The sequence below is a fragment of the Microbacterium sp. 1.5R genome (genome assembly GCF_007667425.1).
Lineage (GTDB): Bacteria > Actinomycetota > Actinomycetes > Actinomycetales > Microbacteriaceae > Microbacterium.
This window is the reverse complement of sequence record NZ_VDRC01000001.1, coordinates 1,497,272-1,514,641: the sequence shown is the minus strand read 5'-3', so window position 1 is coordinate 1,514,641 and position 17,370 is coordinate 1,497,272. Positions and strand designations below refer to the sequence as shown.

At 70.1% G+C, this 17,370-nt stretch carries 21 protein-coding genes; 10 read left to right on the top strand and 11 right to left on the bottom strand.

The window, feature by feature from the left end; all coding sequences use genetic code 11:
* Position 1: 1 nt before the first annotated feature.
* From FSY98_RS07305 to FSY98_RS07290, 4 genes are all read right to left on the bottom strand, one after another.
* Positions 2 to 340, bottom strand: a complete 339-nt coding sequence (locus FSY98_RS07305) for a helix-turn-helix domain-containing protein (RefSeq protein ID WP_144875323.1) — start codon at positions 338 to 340, stop codon at positions 2 to 4.
* A 177-nt stretch (positions 341 to 517) separates the two neighbouring features.
* Positions 518 to 1,072 (bottom strand): MarR family winged helix-turn-helix transcriptional regulator, encoded by a 555-nt coding sequence (locus FSY98_RS07300; protein WP_144875321.1) that lies wholly within the window; start codon positions 1,070 to 1,072, stop codon positions 518 to 520.
* Positions 1,069 to 1,728, bottom strand: a complete 660-nt coding sequence (ribA, locus tag FSY98_RS07295; protein ID WP_144875319.1) for a GTP cyclohydrolase II — start codon at positions 1,726 to 1,728, stop codon at positions 1,069 to 1,071. Before ribA ends, FSY98_RS07300 begins: the two co-directional genes overlap by 4 nt.
* Positions 1,729 to 1,755: 27 nt before the next feature.
* A complete protein-coding gene (locus tag FSY98_RS07290; protein WP_260857306.1) occupies positions 1,756 to 2,679 on the bottom strand; it encodes a DMT family transporter in 924 nt (307 codons plus the stop codon).
* Positions 2,680 to 2,790: 111 nt separating this feature from the next.
* On the opposite strand from FSY98_RS07290, the gene FSY98_RS07285 reads away from it, so the two are divergent.
* Positions 2,791 to 3,627: a sulfurtransferase gene (locus FSY98_RS07285; protein WP_144875317.1), complete on the top strand. Its 837-nt coding sequence runs from the start codon at positions 2,791 to 2,793 to the stop codon at positions 3,625 to 3,627.
* Positions 3,628 to 3,646: 19 nt separating this feature from the next.
* Here the strand turns inward: FSY98_RS07285 and FSY98_RS07280 are convergent, their stop codons facing one another.
* Complete coding sequence (locus FSY98_RS07280) at positions 3,647 to 4,555, bottom strand: helix-turn-helix transcriptional regulator (RefSeq protein WP_144875315.1); 909 nt, start codon at positions 4,553 to 4,555, stop codon at positions 3,647 to 3,649.
* Between the two features lie 303 nt (positions 4,556 to 4,858).
* Between FSY98_RS07280 and FSY98_RS07275 the strand changes: the two genes are divergently transcribed.
* From FSY98_RS07275 to FSY98_RS07265, 3 genes are all read left to right on the top strand, one after another.
* Entirely contained in the window at positions 4,859 to 5,497 is a 639-nt protein-coding gene (locus tag FSY98_RS07275; RefSeq protein WP_144875313.1) for an acyl-CoA synthetase, read from the top strand.
* Positions 5,494 to 5,844, top strand: a complete 351-nt coding sequence (locus FSY98_RS07270; protein ID WP_144875311.1) for a hypothetical protein — start codon at positions 5,494 to 5,496, stop codon at positions 5,842 to 5,844. The genes FSY98_RS07275 and FSY98_RS07270 overlap by 4 nt, the downstream gene beginning before the upstream one ends.
* A gap of 72 nt (positions 5,845 to 5,916) precedes the next feature.
* Positions 5,917 to 7,338, top strand: coding sequence for an MFS transporter (locus tag FSY98_RS07265; RefSeq protein WP_186307575.1), 1,422 nt, complete (start codon positions 5,917 to 5,919; stop codon positions 7,336 to 7,338).
* Between the two features lie 20 nt (positions 7,339 to 7,358).
* Here the strand turns inward: FSY98_RS07265 and FSY98_RS07260 are convergent, their stop codons facing one another.
* From FSY98_RS07260 to FSY98_RS07250, 3 genes are read right to left on the bottom strand one after another with little or no spacing between them, the layout of a single operon-like run.
* Positions 7,359 to 7,649 carry a DivIVA domain-containing protein gene (locus FSY98_RS07260; RefSeq protein WP_144875309.1) on the bottom strand — a complete coding sequence of 97 codons (291 nt, stop codon included), beginning with the start codon at positions 7,647 to 7,649 and terminating at the stop codon, positions 7,359 to 7,361.
* Entirely contained in the window at positions 7,646 to 9,028 is a 1,383-nt protein-coding gene (gene purB / locus FSY98_RS07255; RefSeq protein ID WP_144876644.1) for an adenylosuccinate lyase, read from the bottom strand. The genes FSY98_RS07260 and purB overlap by 4 nt, the downstream gene beginning before the upstream one ends.
* A complete protein-coding gene (locus FSY98_RS07250) occupies positions 9,025 to 9,564 on the bottom strand; it encodes a low molecular weight protein-tyrosine-phosphatase (RefSeq protein ID WP_260857305.1) in 540 nt (179 codons plus the stop codon). The genes purB and FSY98_RS07250 overlap by 4 nt, the downstream gene beginning before the upstream one ends.
* Before the next feature lie 155 nt (positions 9,565 to 9,719).
* Between FSY98_RS07250 and FSY98_RS07245 the strand changes: the two genes are divergently transcribed.
* Complete coding sequence (locus FSY98_RS07245; RefSeq protein WP_144875307.1) at positions 9,720 to 9,983, top strand: hypothetical protein; 264 nt, start codon at positions 9,720 to 9,722, stop codon at positions 9,981 to 9,983.
* Complete coding sequence (locus FSY98_RS07240; protein WP_144875305.1) at positions 9,980 to 11,260, top strand: hypothetical protein; 1,281 nt, start codon at positions 9,980 to 9,982, stop codon at positions 11,258 to 11,260. The genes FSY98_RS07245 and FSY98_RS07240 overlap by 4 nt, the downstream gene beginning before the upstream one ends.
* 17 nt (positions 11,261 to 11,277) lie before the next feature.
* Here the strand turns inward: FSY98_RS07240 and FSY98_RS07235 are convergent, their stop codons facing one another.
* The 3 genes from FSY98_RS07235 to FSY98_RS07225 form a co-directional block, all read right to left on the bottom strand.
* Positions 11,278 to 11,682 (bottom strand): phage holin family protein, encoded by a 405-nt coding sequence (locus FSY98_RS07235; RefSeq protein ID WP_144875303.1) that lies wholly within the window; start codon positions 11,680 to 11,682, stop codon positions 11,278 to 11,280.
* A gap of 89 nt (positions 11,683 to 11,771) precedes the next feature.
* A complete protein-coding gene (locus FSY98_RS07230) occupies positions 11,772 to 12,140 on the bottom strand; it encodes a type II toxin-antitoxin system death-on-curing family toxin (protein WP_144875301.1) in 369 nt (122 codons plus the stop codon).
* 3 nt (positions 12,141 to 12,143) lie between these two features.
* Positions 12,144 to 12,350, bottom strand: a complete 207-nt coding sequence (locus tag FSY98_RS07225) for a ribbon-helix-helix protein, CopG family (protein ID WP_186307574.1) — start codon at positions 12,348 to 12,350, stop codon at positions 12,144 to 12,146.
* 62 nt (positions 12,351 to 12,412) lie between these two features.
* Between FSY98_RS07225 and FSY98_RS07220 the strand changes: the two genes are divergently transcribed.
* From FSY98_RS07220 to FSY98_RS07205, 4 genes are all read left to right on the top strand, one after another.
* Entirely contained in the window at positions 12,413 to 13,480 is a 1,068-nt protein-coding gene (locus tag FSY98_RS07220) for a histidinol-phosphate transaminase (RefSeq protein ID WP_144875299.1), read from the top strand.
* Positions 13,481 to 13,566: 86 nt separating this feature from the next.
* On the top strand, positions 13,567 to 14,691 hold the full coding sequence (locus tag FSY98_RS07215; RefSeq protein WP_144875297.1) for a thiamine pyrophosphate-dependent dehydrogenase E1 component subunit alpha: 1,125 nt from the start codon (positions 13,567 to 13,569) through the stop codon (positions 14,689 to 14,691).
* The gene (locus tag FSY98_RS07210; protein WP_144875295.1) at positions 14,691 to 15,671 is read left to right on the top strand and encodes an alpha-ketoacid dehydrogenase subunit beta; all 981 of its coding nucleotides are present in this window, start codon (positions 14,691 to 14,693) and stop codon (positions 15,669 to 15,671) included. Before FSY98_RS07215 ends, FSY98_RS07210 begins: the two co-directional genes overlap by 1 nt.
* Before the next feature lie 122 nt (positions 15,672 to 15,793).
* The gene (locus FSY98_RS07205) at positions 15,794 to 17,149 is read left to right on the top strand and encodes a dihydrolipoamide acetyltransferase family protein (RefSeq protein WP_144875293.1); all 1,356 of its coding nucleotides are present in this window, start codon (positions 15,794 to 15,796) and stop codon (positions 17,147 to 17,149) included.
* The last annotated feature ends 221 nt before the right edge of the window (positions 17,150 to 17,370 follow it).

Genomic DNA, 17,370 nt, shown 5'->3' with positions numbered 1-17,370 from the left:
ATCAGGCGGCGAGGGCGAACGCGCCGCGGGTGGCCGAGACGGCAGCGGATGCCGGAGCAGCCGTCTCCCGCAGATCGTCGGCCACGGCGCTCGTGAGGTCGATCAGCGAGGTGTCGAGTGCCCCGGCGATCGCGGCGATCATCTCGCTCGACGGCTCCTTCAGCCCGCGCTCCACCTCCGAGAGGTACTGCGGCGAGACGCCGGCGCGATCCGCGGTCTCGGTGAGCGTCTCCGCCCGGTCGTGACGACGACGTCGCAGCTGGTCGCCGAGCAGCTCTCGCCAGAGCGGCTCCGGCGCGGTCGGACGGGGGGCGCGGGGGAACGGGACGATGTCGGCCATGCCTCACGGTACGCCGACCGCTCGCGCGGCATCGAGCGGTTCTGCTCAGAGCAGAACGTCGAGGGGTCGGCGCGGATTCACACATCGCCTGACCTCATGTGAAGGCATGCGCGTTAGTTTCTCTCTGAACCGGAGACGAGTCGCTCGAGCCGTCGCCGGCCAGACCGTTACTGGGTCTCAGGTGAGCGGAGGGCGGGGCGTGGGGTACGTTCCGCCCTCTGTGCCGGCGGTGCGGTGTGCCTGCGCCGACTGCGGTGGGCGCGGCGCGCCGCCGAGTGCGTTGCTCACGCCCGGCAGCAGCTTCTCGACGATCGCGCCCAGTTGCACACGCTCGTCCTCGGTCAACGGATCGAGCACCAGCTCGCGGATCTGAGCGACATGCACGGGGGCCGCTCCCCGCAAGAGCTCTCGTCCCTCCTCGGTGAGCATCGCGGTGAGCGTGCGCTTGTCGCGACCGCAGGTCGCGCGGGCGACCCAGCCTCGCTCCTCGAGCGCATCGAGCGCATGGCTGAGGCGCGATCGGCTGAGACCCGCGATACCCGCGAGCTCCGTCATCGTGATGGCCGCTGCATCCTCTCGCGCGAGCGAGACGAGGATCGCATAGTGCGCGTGCTTGAGTCCCGTCTCGGCCTTGAGGGTGCGGTCGAGCACTTGAGGCAGCAACTGTACGAACCGGATGGTCGGCAGCCACGTCGCCATCTCGGCGTCGTCCAGCTGCCGGTCGCTCCTCATGCCGCAGACAGGTCGATGGTGTGCGAGGTGTGGTCGCGCTTGGCCTCGAGATAGCGATGGTTGGCTGTCGTCTCGTGCACACCCGTCCGTACCTGCTCGACGACCTCGATCCCCAGAGCTGCCAGCTGTGCGGCCTTGTCGGGATTGTTGCTCAGCAGGCGGATGCGTCCGGCGCCGACCGCGCTCAGCATCTGCGCGGCGACGGTGTAGTCGCGCTCGTCCTCGCCGCGACCCAGCGCCACGTTCGCCTCGTACGTGTCGAGGCCCGAGTCCTGCAGGGCGTAGGCGTCGAGCTTCGCGTACAGGCCGATGCCCCGACCCTCCTGGCGGAGGTAGAGGAGGAAGCCGCCCTCGGTGGCGATCCGCTCGACGGCTTCGCGCAGCTGCGGCCCGCAGTCGCAGCGCTCCGAGCCGAACACGTCGCCGGTGAGGCATTCGCTGTGCGGCCTGACCAGAGGTGCCGCGCCGTCGTCGGCCGACCGCTCGAGGGCGGCCTTCCAGTCGCCCAGCCCCAGCAGGAGGTGTTCCCGACCGTCGACAAGGCCATCGAAGGTGACAACGTCCGCCGTCGTCGAGTACCCGTCGCCGAAGCGCATCGGCACGCGCACGCGCGTCCGCTCCGTGGCGGCGGGGATGACGGTTGAACTTTCAATCATGGGGGGTGCAACGCCGACCCCGTCGGTCTATTCCCGCGAATCGGTTCCGGGTTCGGACGCCGCGGCGACGCGCTGACGCCGCCGCACGAGCTTGAGCTCACTCGCGAGGATGCCGACCACGACCAGCGCTCCACCCAACAGTGCGGTCACGGGCAGCCGTTCGCCCGCGACGCGACCGACGATCGCCGCCCACACCGGCTCGCCGGCGTAGATGATCGTGGCGCGGGTGGGGGAGACCGACTTCTGGGCCCAGTTCATCGTCAGCTGGATGAGGCAGCTGGCGGCGCCGAGGCCGATGGCGCAGCCGACCCACACCCAGGAGAACTCCGGCACCGACTCCCCGACGACGGGCATGGTGAGCAGCCCGAGCAGCCCCGCCGTGAGCAGCTGGACGACGGTGATGCGGCCGAGGTCGATGCGGCCTGCGAAGAGGGAGATGAGGATGATCTCGGCAGCGATCGGCAGCGTGCTGATCATCGTCACGATCTCCCCGCTGCCCAGCGTCAGCGCGAACGCGTCAGGGCCGGCGATGAGCACGAGACCGACGAACGCGAGACCCGCGCCGACGAAGGCCATGGTCGGTGGCCGACGTCGGAAGACGGCCCACTGCGCGAGGGGCACCAGCGGCACGTACATCGCGGTGATGAACGCGGAGGTGCTGGAGTCGATGGTCTGCAGGCCGACGGTCTGCAGACCGTATCCGAGATGGATCATCACGCCGATCGCGACGCCGGCGCCGATATCGGGCCAGCGGATGCCGCGCAGCGCGCCGCGGAAGATCACCACGCTGATCACGCCGGCGACGAGGAAGCGGATGCCGACGAAGAACCACGGTCCGGAGTGCTGCATCGCCCAGTGCACGAGGAGGAAAGTGCTGCCCCAGACAGCGGTGATCGCGAGGAGCGCGGTCTCCTGCGGGCGCAGTCGCATCCAGCGGAATCGAGAGGGCATGCTGTCCTTCCTCGACGCGGCCGTGACGAGCCTACCGCCGGGGACAACAGTGAAAGTGACGGCGTGTGGCGCCACGGCCCCGGCCGGGCGGACGCTCGATAGCCTCGCAGCATGAGCAACTTCGTGAGCGTCGCCGAACTGGACGAGCTGCAGACGGCGGGTGCGCCGGTGCGAGTGATCGACGTGCGCTGGCGGCTCGACCGACCGGACGGGCACGCCGACTACCTCGATGGACACATCCCGGGCGCGGTGTACGTGCCCCTCGACACCGAGCTCGCGTCGCACGGGGAACCGGCCGACGGACGGCATCCGCTCCCCACGACCGCGGAGCTGCAGGATGCCGCGCGCCGCTGGGGAGTGCGCGACGGAGACGTCGTGGTCGCGTATGACGACGTGAAGGGCGTCGCCGCCGCGCGGGCCTGGTGGTTGCTGCGACAGGCCGGAGTCGACGTGCGGGTGCTCGAGGGCGGCATCCGCGCCTGGCGTGAGGCCGGTCTCGGTGTGGATTCCGACGAGGTATCGCCGCAGCCGGGTGACGTGACGCTCTCGGAGATCGGCGCCGATGCGATCACCATCGACGACGCGGCCGCGCTGCCGGCATCCGGCGTCCTGCTCGACGTGCGCGCACCGGAGCGCTACCGCGGCGAGGTCGAGCCGCTCGATCCGCAGGCCGGCCACATCCCCGGGGCGGTGAACCTGCCGACGGCGCTGCACTTCGACTCGGCCGGACGCATCCTCGATCACGACACCGTCCGAGCGACCTTCGCCGCCGCCGGTGTGACCCGCGGAACGGCGGTCGCCGCCTACTGCGGGTCGGGGATCACGGCTGCGCACACCGCTCTCGTGCTCGACGAGGTCGGCATCGAGGCCAAGGTCTTCCCCGGCTCGTGGAGCCAGTGGTCGAACACCCCGGGGCGTCCCGTGGCCGTGGGTGAACAGCCCGGCTGATCAGCCGGGGCGGGCGACGCTATCGTCCGTCGTCGAAACTCCAGTTGAGGCCGAGCGCGCCGGGGCCGAAACCGCGCCGGATCTGCGCCACCGAGGTCCTGCCGTCGATGTCGGATGCGGTGGTCGTCGTCCCCTGCGGGGTGTCGACGCGTTCGGTGATGTGATCGGGGACCGCGTCGGGGTGGAAGCGGGTCCACACCAGCAGCTCCCGGCACTTCATCGCCACCGCGTGCCCGGTCTCACGCTGCGGCGGGTAGTCGGGCGGGTAGTCGACTGCCCACTCGACCACCGTCGTGTCCGGTGCGGCCAGCGGGGAGTCGAGCTCGAACAGCACCCCGTGCACCTCGCCGTTCGGGTGCGAATACCGCGCCGCGATGCGACCGCCCGAGACGGCGGTGATGATCGGGGCCGGCGTCGGCTCGCCCGGAGTGAGCTCGAGGAGCGGGATGGACGTCAGGGTGCCGATCGTCGCCTGCACGATGCTGCGGGTCGCGCAGTGTGCGACGTTGCCCGAGGCGTCGACGTCGGTGACGGAGTGGGTCGTGAGCTCTCGCGCGGTGTCGGGGTACTCGGCTCCGAGTGCTGCGAAGGCGTCGCGCACCGCGCGCTCGAGCTCCTGCTCGTTCATCGGGAACTGGTTGGGGCCGATGGGTCCGGTGCGATTGGTCGAGCCGAGCCGCGCCGTGAGCTCGCCGGGGGGCAGGTGGAGGAGGCGCTCGATCTCGGCGATGGCGGCCAGGGACTGCACGCCTTCCGGGCGTCGCCGACCCGAGCGCCAGTAGCTGAGTGTGGCCATCGACACTCCGTTGCCGCGCGAGCGGAGCATCTCGTGCAGGCGGGCCAGAGAGAGGCCGCGGGCGTTGATCGCGTCGCGGAGCGCACCGGAGAACTGGTCCGACGACCGTCGGTCGGTTCGCTCGAAACTCATCACACCACCCCCACCGGTATGTGAACAACCGGCCCCTAAAGTGAGCATACGACCACTCGAGTACCACGTAGGGGACGAGGTGCTGTTTCTGGGGTCTGAATGAGTTGCATCGAGGCAGGCAGGGTGCCCGACCTCGCACTCGATCAGCTCGACGCGGCGCCGCCCCCGTCGCTGCGTGTTCTCGTGGGGCCTGACGATCGATCTGGGGAGATCCGTCAGGCCTCACGGACGCTCCCGGCCGTCCGCGCCCGCTGCGCCCCGCGCGTAGACTGGGGGGAACCACCCGGAGGACTCTGGATCGTCATGTCTGCCCCTGCTCGCGCGTTCACCGCGCGTCACGTCCAACTGCTGCGCGCGCTCTTCGCGGCGGCCGCTGCCGTGATGATCACCTTCTCTCCCGACCACTCCGCAGCGGTCGGCCTCTCGGTCTTCAGCGGGTTCGTGCTCGCGACCTCGCTCGTGATGCTGCTCGCGGTCTGGCTCGTCTTCCCCGCGGGGCAGCGCTGGCAGTGGGTCGTCCTCGGGCTGCTCGGCGTCGCGGCCGGCATGGCCGCGGGCGTCCCGGCCTGGCGCACCGAAGACCTCTTCTTCATCGTCGTGATCGCCTGGGCGTTGTCCGCGGGCCTCGTCGAACTCCTCGCCGGACTCCGCGCCCGCCGAGCCGCCGACGGCACGGCCCGCGACTCGATCACGGTCGGCGCTTTCGGACTCCTCCTCGCGCTGCTGCTGCTGACCATCCCCGCCGGCTTCGTGCAGCCGTACGCCATCGACGGCGCCGGCGAATTCGAACTGACCGGCATCATCCTCGGAGTGGGCATGTTCGGCGGCTATGCCGCGATCGTGGCCGTGTTCCTCGGCATCGCCGGGCTCACGCCGAAGCGCGCGGAGCCCGCCGCCACGGCATCCGCCCCCGCCCCGGTCGAGCACGGAGGTGACCGATGAGCGACGAGAAGCCCACCCGCCGCGACATCCTGCGACCACTGCACCTGCTGGGCATCGCCCTCGCCTGCGGCGTCTTCGCGGCGATCGTGACGCTGGTGTCGACCGGCGCCTTCACGGCGCGAGTGAACTCCGCGATCGCGAACGGCTCCTACGAGGGCCTCACGCCGATCGCGCTCGGCCTCGTGGTCGGCGGCGGCGCGTTCATCGTGACGCTGCTGTTCCTCGCGATGCTGATCCTCGTCGTCGATCCCGCCGACGTGACGAAGACGGTCGATCGTCCGGTGCTCTACGACGCCGAACCGGACGACGCCGACTCCGACGGGACGACGAAGCGCTCCGACTCCTGACCGAGCGGCCCGACCCGTGATGCGGGATCGCGCCGCCGGAATACCGCGGAAGCGGGGAGGCTTGTCCTCAGGGTGACAGCATCCGTCGATCGCGCCTCCGTCGGGCTCCGCTCCACGCGCGGACCCGTGCTCGGCGCGCTCATGCTGTCGACCGGCCTCATCGCGATCGACGCGACGATCCTCGCCACCGCCGTGCCCAGCATCGTCCGCGACCTCGGCAGCTACCAGCAGTTCCCGTGGCTGTTCTCGGTCTACCTCCTCGCACAGGCCGTGAGCGTGCCGATCTACTCGCGCTTCGCCGACACGGTCGGGCGCAAGCCGATCATCCTCCTCGGCATCGGGCTCTTCCTGCTCGGCTCGCTGCTGTCCGGGTTCGCATGGAGCATGCCGGCCCTCATCGCCTTCCGAGTGATCCAGGGGCTCGGCGCCGGCGCCGTCGCACCGATGGGGATGACCATCGTCGGCGACATCTACACGGTGGCCGAGCGGGCCAAGGTGCAGGGCTACATCGCTTCGGTGTGGGCGATCTCGTCGGTCGTCGGCCCGGCGCTCGGAGGCGTCTTCGCGCAGCTCGACGCCTGGCGCTGGATCTTCTGGATCAACATCCCGCTCTGTCTGATCGCGGCGTGGATGCTGCTGCGCACGTACCACGAGAAGCTCGAACCGCAGCAGCACAGCGTGGACTACGTCGGCGCCGTGCTCCTCACGATCGGATTGACCGGGCTGATCCTCGGGATGCTGGAGGGCGGGAACGCCTGGGACTGGCTCTCCTGGCCGAGCGCCGCGTGCTTCGTGCTCGGAGCCGCAGCGCTCGTGGCGTTCGCTCTCGTAGAGCGCCGCGCCCGTGAGCCCATCGTCGATCTCCGACTGGTCGCGCGCCCGCTCATCCTCTCGACGACGATCGTCTCGCTCGGGATCGGCGCTCTGCTGACGGGCGTCACGAGCTTCGCCCCGGCCTACCTCGAGGGCTCCATCGGCATCGCGCCGCTGCTGTCGGGTCTGGCCGTGGCCGCGCTCACCCTCGGCTGGCCGATCGCCGCGGCGAACGCCGGACGGCTGTATCTGCGCATCGGATTCCGCCGCACAGCGCTGACAGGGCTCCTGATCGCCACGGTCGCGGCGGTCGCCCTCGCGGCGGTCTCGCCGTGGCCGAACCCCGCGGTGATCGCCGCGGTGGCCTTCGTGCTGGGGTTCGGCCTCGGATGGAGCGCCGCGCCCGCGCTGATCGCGGCGCAGGCTTCTGTCGACTGGGGTGAGCGCGGTGCAGTCACCGGCATGAACGCGTTCGCCCGCTCGGCCGGCAGCGCGCTGGGCGTCGCCGTGTTCGGAGCGATCTCGAACGCCATCATCGCCCGTGGCGACGGGCCGGACGACCCCGCGACGATCGTCGGCGCCTCGTTCTGGGTGTTCGTCGCCGCAGCAGTCGTGGCGGTGCTGACCCTGTCGGCCGCGTTCTTCATGCCCCGCGATCCGGCTGGCGCGCGGTCGGGCTGAGCCTCAGCCTGCGAACCCCGTCAGCCGGAGTACTCCCTCAGCTGCAGCACGACGGTGTCGAGCAGGTCGTCGACTGCGTCCGCGTCGTAGCCGGGCGTGAGACCGCGCGGGGACCCGAAGGTCGTGCTCGCGACGTCCGCAGCGCTCAGCGCGGTCGTCGTGTCGCGGCTCCTCTCCCAGGCCTCGAGGGTCGACCGGCACTCGTCGAGGAACCGGTCGACTTGGTCGATGTCGTAGCGGCTCCCGAGGCGACGCACCGCGATCCGGGCGCCGGCGACGTCTGCAGCCGTGACACCGCGGGCCGGGCTCATCGCGCGAGCTGCTCGGCGATGCCCGTGTACGTCGCCGGGGTGAGGGCGAGAAGCCGCTGCTTGGCTGCGTCCCCGATCTCCAGCTTCTCGACGAAGGCGGCGAGATCCTCGCCGCCGACCCGGTGCCCGCGGGTGAGCTCCTTGAGCAGCGCGTACGGGTCCTGGATGGTCGAGCGGCCGGCGACGACCTCGGCGCGGATGACGGTCTGGATGGCCTCGGCGAGCACCTCCCAGTTCACGTCGAGGTCGGCGAGCAGCACGTCGCGCGACAGCGAGATCGCGTTCAGGCCGCGGCGCAGGTTGTCGAGCGCGAGCAGGGAGTGGCCGAACGCGACGCCGATGTTGCGCTGCGTCGTCGAGTCGGTGAGGTCGCGCTGCAGACGGCTGGTGACGAGGGTCTGGCCGAGCGAGGCGAGCAGGGCTCCCGAGATCTCGAGGTTCGCCTCGGCGTTCTCGAAGCGGATCGGGTTGATCTTGTGCGGCATCGTCGACGATCCGGTCGCGCCGGCCACCGGGATCTGCGCGAAGTAGCCGAGCGAGATGTACGTCCAGATGTCGGTCGCGAGATTGTGCAGGATGCCGCCGGCATGCCGCACCCGGTCGTACAGCTCGACCTGCCAGTCGTGCGACTCGATCTGCGTCGTCAGCAGGTTGAACCCGAGACCCAGGCCCTCGATGTACTCGCGGGAGATGGTCGGCCAGTCGGCGTCTGGGTCGGCCGCGAGGTGCGCCGACCACGTGCCGGTCGCGCCCGAGAACTTGGCGAGGTAGTCGTTCGCCGCGATCTGCGCCCGTACGCGCTCGAGGCGCCACGCGAAGACGGCGATCTCCTTGCCCATCGTCGACGGCGTGGCCGGCTGACCGTGCGTGCGCGAGAGCATCGCGGCGTCGGCATGCTCGGCAGCGAGCTCGCGCAGCTTGGCGATCACGGTGTCGAGCGCGGGCAGCCACACCTCTTCGACCGCGCGCTTCACGGTGAGCGCGTAGGAGGCCGAGTTGATGTCCTCGCTCGTGCAGGCGAAGTGCGTGAGCTCGGCGATGCGGTCGAGGCCCAGCGCGCTGAGGCGATCGCGCACGAGGTACTCGATGGCCTTGACGTCGTGCTGGGTGACGGCTTCCTTCTCGGCGAGCCAGTCGATCTCGGCCTGCCCGAAGTCGCGGTACAGGGCGCGGAGGCGCTCCTTGTCGGCATCCGACAGCGGGCTCGTCTCGAAGAGCGAGCGATCGGTGAGGGCGATCAGCCACTCGACCTCGACCTCGACCCGTGCGCGGTTGAGTCCCGCCTCCGAGAGGAAGTCGGCGAGCCCGGTGACCGCGCCGCGGTAGCGGCCGTCGAGCGGGCTGAGGGGCTGCGGGGGGAGCGAGGGCGTGAAAGTCAGGGGAGTCCTCCTGATCGGGCCCCGATCCCTCGGGGCGAGCGGGGCTGGCGAAGAGCCGGCTCGAGCTGGCGGAACAGCCCGCGGGTCGCCGTCTCGATCATACCGAGCACCGAATCGAACATCTCGGGGCCGGCGTAGTAGGGGTCGGGAACATCGAGCGACGGCGCGGCCGGATCGAAGGCGAGCAGCAGCGTGACCTTGCCCTCCTCGTCTTCGTCCCGCGCCCATTCGCGCAGCACGCGGTCGTGGGTGCGGTCGAGGGCGACGACGAGGTCGTTCTCCGCGAACGAGGCGGTCGTGAACTGCTTGGCCCTGTGCTGCGTCCCGTCGTAGCCGCGGCGGGCGAGCGCGTCGATGGTCCGGTGGTCGGCGCGTTCGCCGAGATGCCAGTCGCCCGTGCCGGCGCTGCGCGACACGATGCGAGACCCGAGACCCTGGTGCTCCGCGAGATCGCGGAAGACGACCTCCGCCATCGGGGAGCGGCAGATGTTCCCCGTGCACACGAAGATCACGCGGAAGGGATCCGGGGATGTCACCGTTCCATTGTGCCGGTCATGCGTCGTTCGCGCGATGCCGGGCACCTCGGCGACTGGTTCTGCACCCCGCCACGCTCTCGCGGGCTGCTCACCGATGCCGGTCGCGTTCGCGCACGCGCGGATCTCGGCGGAGGTCGTCGGCGGATGCTGTCTGCATGCTCCTCCTCGCCGCGACCGCCGACCCGTCGACCTCCGAAGCGCTCTGGGCCCTCGCCCAGGCTCTCGCCGACGTGCGCGCAGCCGGGGCGGCGCTCGACGACGCGGCGGGCGACCTCTTCGTGCTCTCGCGCGACACCGAATGGCGGTCGGATGGTGTGACGGCGCTCTGCGACGCCCTCGGGGACCTGACGACCCGCACCCGCGTGGCGGCGGCGGACGCCGGTGTGCATGAGGCACGGATCATGAGCGTGATGTCGTGAGCGGTCTCGACATCGGTCACGGCGGGGCGATCTCGGTCGATCCGGATGCGCTCAGGCAGCTCGGCAGGCGGGTGGATGCCGCGGCAACCTGTCACGACGAGGCGGCACGTGTGCTGCGCTCCGCCTATCGCCGGATCGTCGACACCACGGGGCTCAGCGCCCTCGTCGACACGGTGGCGCTGTGGGGCTTGGCCGACCGGGCGGCGGCCCTGCACGGCGACTGCGTCGACGCGGCGGCGAGCACCGCGCTGATGGCCGATACCTACGAGTACGTCGAGCTCCTGGTCGAGGCCCGCGCCCGCGGTCTCGGCGCAGCAGGCGACGATGCGCGTGCCGGCATGCGGCGGTTGGCGGAATCCGATCCGCGGATCCCCGATCTGGCCCGATCTCTCGTCGCGCAGTGGGAGGACGACCGGTTCGCCGGTCTCGTCACCCAGGTGCCGCGGGGTGGTGCCCTCGGGCCCGCGGGCGTCGTTCCGGCTCTCGTCGGCGTCGGGACGGGGCTCGGGGTCATCGCGCGAGGCTCCCGCCTCCGAGGCGCATCCGAACCCGTGACGGTGACGCCGGTGAAGACGGCGACCCCGGCTGCGGCGCCGGCAGGCCTGGCGGGCGCTCTGAATCGGATCCCCGAGAAGCGCGGGGCGCAGGTCGCGGTCGAGAAGTACTCGTTCGTCGGCGGTCCCGCGAAATACGTCGTGTACGTGAAAGGGACCCAGACGTTCGCCCCCGGCGACATGGGCAGAGCCGACCCGTGGGACATGAAGTCCAATGCGGAGCTGTATCTCGGAGAACGCTCCGCCTCGTACGAGGCGACGCTCGCCGCCGTCGAGGCAGCCGGGGCGGAGCCGGGCGACGAGGTGCAGATCGTCGCGCATTCGCAGGGGGCGATGGTCGCCTCGCACTTCGCGATGGAGAGCGAGTACGAGGTGCCGCTCATCGTCACCGCGGGGAGCCCCGCAGATCCGACGCTCGACGACGACCAGACCCTCGTCACGCTCGGATACACCGACGACCCGGTGCGCGGACTCGCCGCCGGCGGCTCGCCGGCGGGGACGGGATCACCCGACAGCGTCGGCGTCACCGCCGAGCACGCCCCCGGCTTCGCGTGGGGCGACTTCGGCGACCCGCACCTGCTCCAGTCGTACGTCGAACTGGCGGAGGATGCCGACGCGTCGGGCGATCCGCGCATCGCGCGCGTCGAGGGTCTCTGGGACGACCTCGACGACGCGACGGTGATCGAGCGCACCGAGTTCCGGGCCGAGCGGGTCGAGCAGTGAGCGGCGACGCCGCCCGGTCAGTCGCGGCGGGACTTGCGGCGCTGCGGCCGCAGGATGAAGTTGAAGATGCCGTTGATCACCGAGATGATCAGCGCCGCGAGCACGCCCCACCAGAACGACCCGACCGTGAGGCCCCAGCCGAATCCGCTCGTGATCCAAGCCGTGAGCCACAGCAGGAAGCCGTTGATCACGAAGCCGATCAGCCCGAACGTGATGATGTAGAGCGGGAACGCGACGATCTTCACGATGGTGCCGATGATCGTGTTCACCAGCGCGAAGATCGCGGCGACGGCGAGCAGGGTCAGCACGAGCTGCAGCGTCTCGCCCGGAGGGAACGCCGTGATCGTGACCTGCAGCACCGGGATCAGCGTGACGACCCACAGGGCGAACGCGTTGACGACGACTCGGATGATGAAGCGCATGATCAGGCCAGTCTCGCACGAGCGCTGCGGCGGTGTCAGGAGGAGCGGGCGGGACTCAGGTTGCTCGCCCTCCGGGGAGCGATCCGTCGTCACCGGCCGCGGACGTGCGCTGCGATCCTCTCCGCGGTCTGTGTGAGGTCGATTCGACTCTGCGCGACGTCGAGCACGAAGTCGAAAGCCTCGTCGTTCGTGAAGGTCAGCTCGAACCCGTTCATGCGGATGAAGATGAACGTCAGGATGAGCGAGATCCTCTTGTTCCCATCGAAGAGGGAGTGGTTCTGCGCCAGCGAGCTGATGAGCGCGGCAGCCTTGCCCTCGAACGTCGGATAGGCATCCACGCCGAACATCCCCGCCGACGGTCGAGCCAGCGCGGAGAAGAGCAGGCCTTCGTCACGGACGTGCAGCCCCAGCTTCGCGATGACCGCGAGTGCCTGCTCGGGCTCGATGTACTCCGTCATCGACTAGGCGTCCTCGAGTCGCTTGATCGTGTCCGCGTACCGATCCGTGATCTCTTCGGCCAGCGACAGCACGCGGTCCGTCTTCGATTCACTGCGTGCGAAGCGGGCCGCGGCCTCGATGATGATGGCGTGCTTCGAGGTGTGTCGCGCACGCGCGATCTCTTCGAGCTGCGCGTCGAGGTCTTCCGGGAGTCGCAAGTTCATGGCCATACCACAATGGTACCGCCCCGGTCTCCTGGTCGCCAAGGCCCTGTGGATCCTAGAGTGGTGCTGTGACCGACCCGATCCTTCCGCGCATCCGCCCCGCCATCGCCGCCCTCGCGCCGTACCGGCAGGGCAAGCAGGCCGGGCCCGACGCGTTCAAGCTGTCGTCCAACGAGAACCCGTTCGACCCGCTCCCGTCCGTGGTGGAGGCCCTGCAGCACACGACGCCGATCAACCGATACCCCGACGCGACCGCGCTCCGCCTGCGCGAGCGCCTCGGAGCCCGGTACGGAGTCGAGCCCGACCAGGTGCACGTCGCGGCGGGCAGCGTGTCGATCCTGCACCAGCTGATCCTGGCCACGGCATCCATCGGCGACGAGGTCGTCTACGCGTGGCGGTCGTTCGAGGCGTACCCGAGCCTCCCGCTGGTCGCCGGAGCGACCGGGGTGCAGGTGCCGCTCACGACCGGATCCCGCCACGACCTCGACGCCATGGCCGATGCCGTCAACGAGCGCACCCGCGCTGTGATCCTGTGCACGCCCAACAACCCCACCGGCCCGATCATCACGCGTGCCGAGTTCTCCCGGTTCATCGAGCGGGTGCCGTCCGACGTTCTCGTCATCCTCGACGAGGCGTACGCAGAATTCGTCACCGACGACGACGCGATCGACGGGCTCGCGGAGCGCGTCTTCGAGAAGCATCCGAACGTCGTCGTGCTGCGCACGTTCTCGAAGGCCTACGGGCTCGCCGGACTCCGGGTCGGCTACGCGATCGGCAACGCCAAGGTCCTCGACGCGGCGCGCACCACCGGCATCCCGCTGTCGGTCACCTCGGCCGCCGAGAACGCCGCCATCGCGAGCCTCGATGCCGAGGCCGAGCTGCTCGAGCGTGTCGCCGTGCTCGTCGACCGCCGCACCCGCCTCATCGACGGGCTTCGCGCGCAGGGGTGGGACGTCCCCGACTCCCAGGCGAACTTCGTCTGGCTCCCCACGGGCGACGAGACCGACGTCGCGGCCGCGGCGTTCGCCGAGAACGACCTCGTCGTGCGTCCGTTCGCCGGCGACGGCATCCGCATCTCGGTGGGGGAGGAAGCATCGCTCGATCGAGTGCTCGCAGTCGCCGCCACCCTGCGCTGACCGGCCGTTTCTTCGAATTCCCGGCAACTACGAGGGCGTCCTAGGTATACGTGACCCGGCATGCCGCCACGGGTAGCGTGGAGCTCGTGAGTACCCCCGAGACCCCCCTCGTGCGTGTCCTTGACGCCGACGGCAGCTTCGCCCCGAGCCCCGCAGCCGAGCAGTATCTGCCCCTCGTCGAGGCGATCAGCGACGCCGAGCTCGAGCAGTTCTACCGAGACATGGTCGCCATCAGGGCGATCGACACCCAGGCGACGAACCTGCAGCGACAGGGGCAGCTGGCGCTCTGGCCGCCGAGCCGTGGGCAGGAGGCGGCACAGGTCGGCTCCGGACGAGCGGCACGCGCGCAGGACACGATCTTCCCGTCGTACCGCGAGCACGTGGTCGCCCGCATCCGCGGTGTCGACCCCGTCGACATCATCAAGCTCATGCGCGGGGTGTCGCACGGCGGCTGGGACCCCACCGATCCGAAGAACGGCAACACCCGGCTCTACACGCTCGTGCTCGGCTCGCAGACCCTGCACGCCGCCGGCTACGCGATGGGCCTCTCGTTCGACGGACGCACCGGCACCGGCGATCCCGATCACGACGAGGCCGTGATCGTCTACTACGGCGACGGCGCTTCCAGCCAGGGCGACGTGCATGAGGCCATGGTGTTCGCGGCGAGCTACCAGGCGCCGACCGTCTTCTTCCTGCAGAACAACCACTGGGCGATCTCCGTACCCGTCTCGACGCAGTCGAGGGGCCCGCTCGTCGAGCGCAGCGCCGGCTACGGCATCCCGAGCGTCCGGGTCGACGGCAACGACGTGCTCGCCAGCTACGCCGTCTCGCGGGTCGCGCTCGATGAGGCCCGAGCCGGGGGCGGTCCCCGCGCCATCGAGGCCGTGACCTACCGCCTCGGCGCGCACACCACGAGCGACGACCCCACGAAGTACCGCGGCTCCGACGAGGAGGAGTCATGGGCGCTCCGCGACCCCATCGTGCGCATGCGCGCGTTCCTCGAGAACCGGGGCGCCTCGGCGCAGTTCTTCGCCGACACGGATGCCGAGGCGGCGGACGCCGCAGAAGACCTGCGTGCCCGCACGGTGGAGCTCGGACCGCCCAGCGCCGACAAGGTCTTCGATCACGTGTACAGCGACCCGCATCCGCTCATCGCGGAGCAGAAGGCGTGGCGCGCCCGCTACGAGGCGTCCTTCGAGGGAGGCAACTGATGACTCTCGAGACGATGCCGTTCAGCAAGGCGCTCAATGCCGGTCTGCGCAAGGCGATGGAGGACGATCCGAAGGTCCTGCTCATGGGTGAGGACATCGGTAAGCTCGGCGGAGTCTTCCGCGTCACCGAGCACCTGCAGCGCGACTTCGGCGACCGGCGGGTGCTCGACACCCCGCTCGCCGAGTCGGGGATCGTCGGCACGGCCATCGGCCTCGCCATGACCGGGTTCCGCCCGGTGATCGAGATCCAGTTCGACGGATTCGTGTTCCCCGCGTTCGACCAGATCACGACGCAGCTCGCGAAGCTCACCAACCGCCACGAGGGTGCGCTGAGCCTGCCGATCGTCATCCGCATCCCTTACGGCGGGCACATCGGCGCGGTCGAGCACCACCAGGAGAGCCCCGAGGCGTACTTCACGCACACGCCCGGTCTGCGGGTGGTGTCGCCGTCGACGCCGAACGATGCGTACTGGATGATCCAGGAGGCCATCGCCTCGAACGACCCGGTCATCTTCATGGAGCCGAAGAGCCGCTACTGGCCCAAGGGCGAGGTCGAACTCGACGCCTCTGCCGCGCCGCTGCATGCGTCGCGGGTGGTGCGCACCGGATCCGACGTCACGCTCGTCGGGCACGGCGCGATGGTCACGACGCTCCTGCAGGCGGCAGCGCTCGCCGAGTCCGAGGGCACGAGCTGCGAGGTCGTCGACGTGCGATCGCTGTCGCCGATCGACTACGAGCCGATCCTCGGGTCGGTGCGCAAGACCGGTCGCATGGTCTACGCGCAGGAGGCCCAGGGTTTCACGAGCCTCGGCTCCGAGGTCGCGGCGACCGTCATGGAGCGCGCGTTCTACGCGCTCGAGGCCCCGGTGCTCCGGGTGTCTGGGTACGACACCCCCTTCCCGCCCGCGAAGCTCGAGGGCGCGTACCTGCCGGATGCCGACCGCATCCTCGAGGCCGTCGACCGTTCCCTGGCCTACTGATGCCTGCCGCAGTCGCCTCTCCCTCGGTCATTGAGCGAGGAGCGCAGCGACGAGACGAAATGCCCCATCGCGTTTCGTCTCGCTCCGCTCGCTCAACGACCGCGAACGAGTAAGGATCAATCATGAGCACGCAGAACTTCAACCTCCCCGACGTGGGCGAGGGCCTGACCGAGGCCGAGATCGTCACCTGGAAGGTCGCCCCGGGCGACACCGTCGCCATCAACGACGTGATCTGCGAGATCGAGACGGCCAAGTCGCTCGTCGAGCTCCCCTCGCCGCATGCGGGCGTGGTCGGCGAGCTGCTCGCCGCCGAGGGCGCGACGGTCGAGGTCGGCTCACCGATCATCACCTTCGTGACGGATGCCCGCGACGACGCCGGCCCCGGTGTGATCGCCACGGCCGAGGCCCCGGCGCCCGAAGAGGGCGGCGGCTCTGTGCTCGTCGGGTACGGCTCGGGCGGCGGAGCGACTTCTCGACGCAAGCGTCCGGCCGAGCGCCCGGTGCGCTCGTCGGTGGGCGTGATCGCGAAGCCGCCGATCCGCAAGCTCGCCCGCGATCTCGGCGTCGACCTCACGACCGTCACGCCAAGCGGCGCCGACGGCGAGGTCACCCGCGACGACGTCGTGAAGCACGCCGAGCAGGCGAGCGTCTTCCGCAACATCCAGACGCCCGAGTGGGGCGATGTGCGCGAGGAGACCGTGCCCGCGCCGCAGTCCGCCCCGACCGGACTCGCCCGCGGACTCGCGCCGGCTGCGGCATCCGCTCCGGCATCCGACGATCGCACCGAGTCCATCCCGGTGAAGGGCGTGCGCAAGGCGACGTCGTCGGCGATGGTGCAGAGCGCGTACTCCGCCCCGCACGTCACGGTGTGGAAGGACGTCGACGCGACCCGCACGATGGAGCTCGTCAAGCGGCTGAAGGCGTCGCCCGACTACGCCGACATCCGCGTCTCGCCGCTGCTGATCATGGCCCGCGCCGTCATCTGGGCGGCCCGCCGCACTCCGCTCGTGAACGCCGCCTGGATCGACACCGCCGACGGCGCCGAGATCGCCGTGCGTCACTACGTGAACCTCGGCATCGCCGCGGCCACCCCGCGCGGACTGCTCGTGCCGAACATCAAGGACGCGCAGGATCTCAGCATGAAGGATCTCGCCCGCGCGCTGAACCGCCTGACGCTCACCGCCCGCGAGGGCAAGACCCCGGTCGCCGACCAGCAGCACGGCACCATCACGATCACCAACATCGGCGTGTTCGGAATGGATGCCGGGACGCCGATCATCAACCCCGGCGAGTCGGGGATAGTGGCCATGGGCACGATCAGCCAGAAGCCCTGGGTCGTCGACGGCGAGGTGCGCCCGCGCTGGGTCACGACGGTCGCCGGATCGTTCGACCACCGGGTGATCGACGGCGACGGCATGAGCCGCTTCATCGCCGACGTCGCGAGCGTGCTGGAGGAGCCCGCACTGCTCGTGGAGTGATGCCGGACAATCGCTGATGCACCGTTCCGCCGCCGAGATGCTGCAGCCGAGCCGGGTTCTCGATCTTTGGGTGGCGCCGTTCGTCGTCTTTGCGAACGGGAATCGAGGGCTGGAGATGGACGACGGAGGGCGTCAACCACTGACGCCGTCCGTCGCCGAGACCGCTACAGACCGCGCTTGATGTCGCGGACTGCTTTCTGCACGGCCTGGTTGACTTCGCG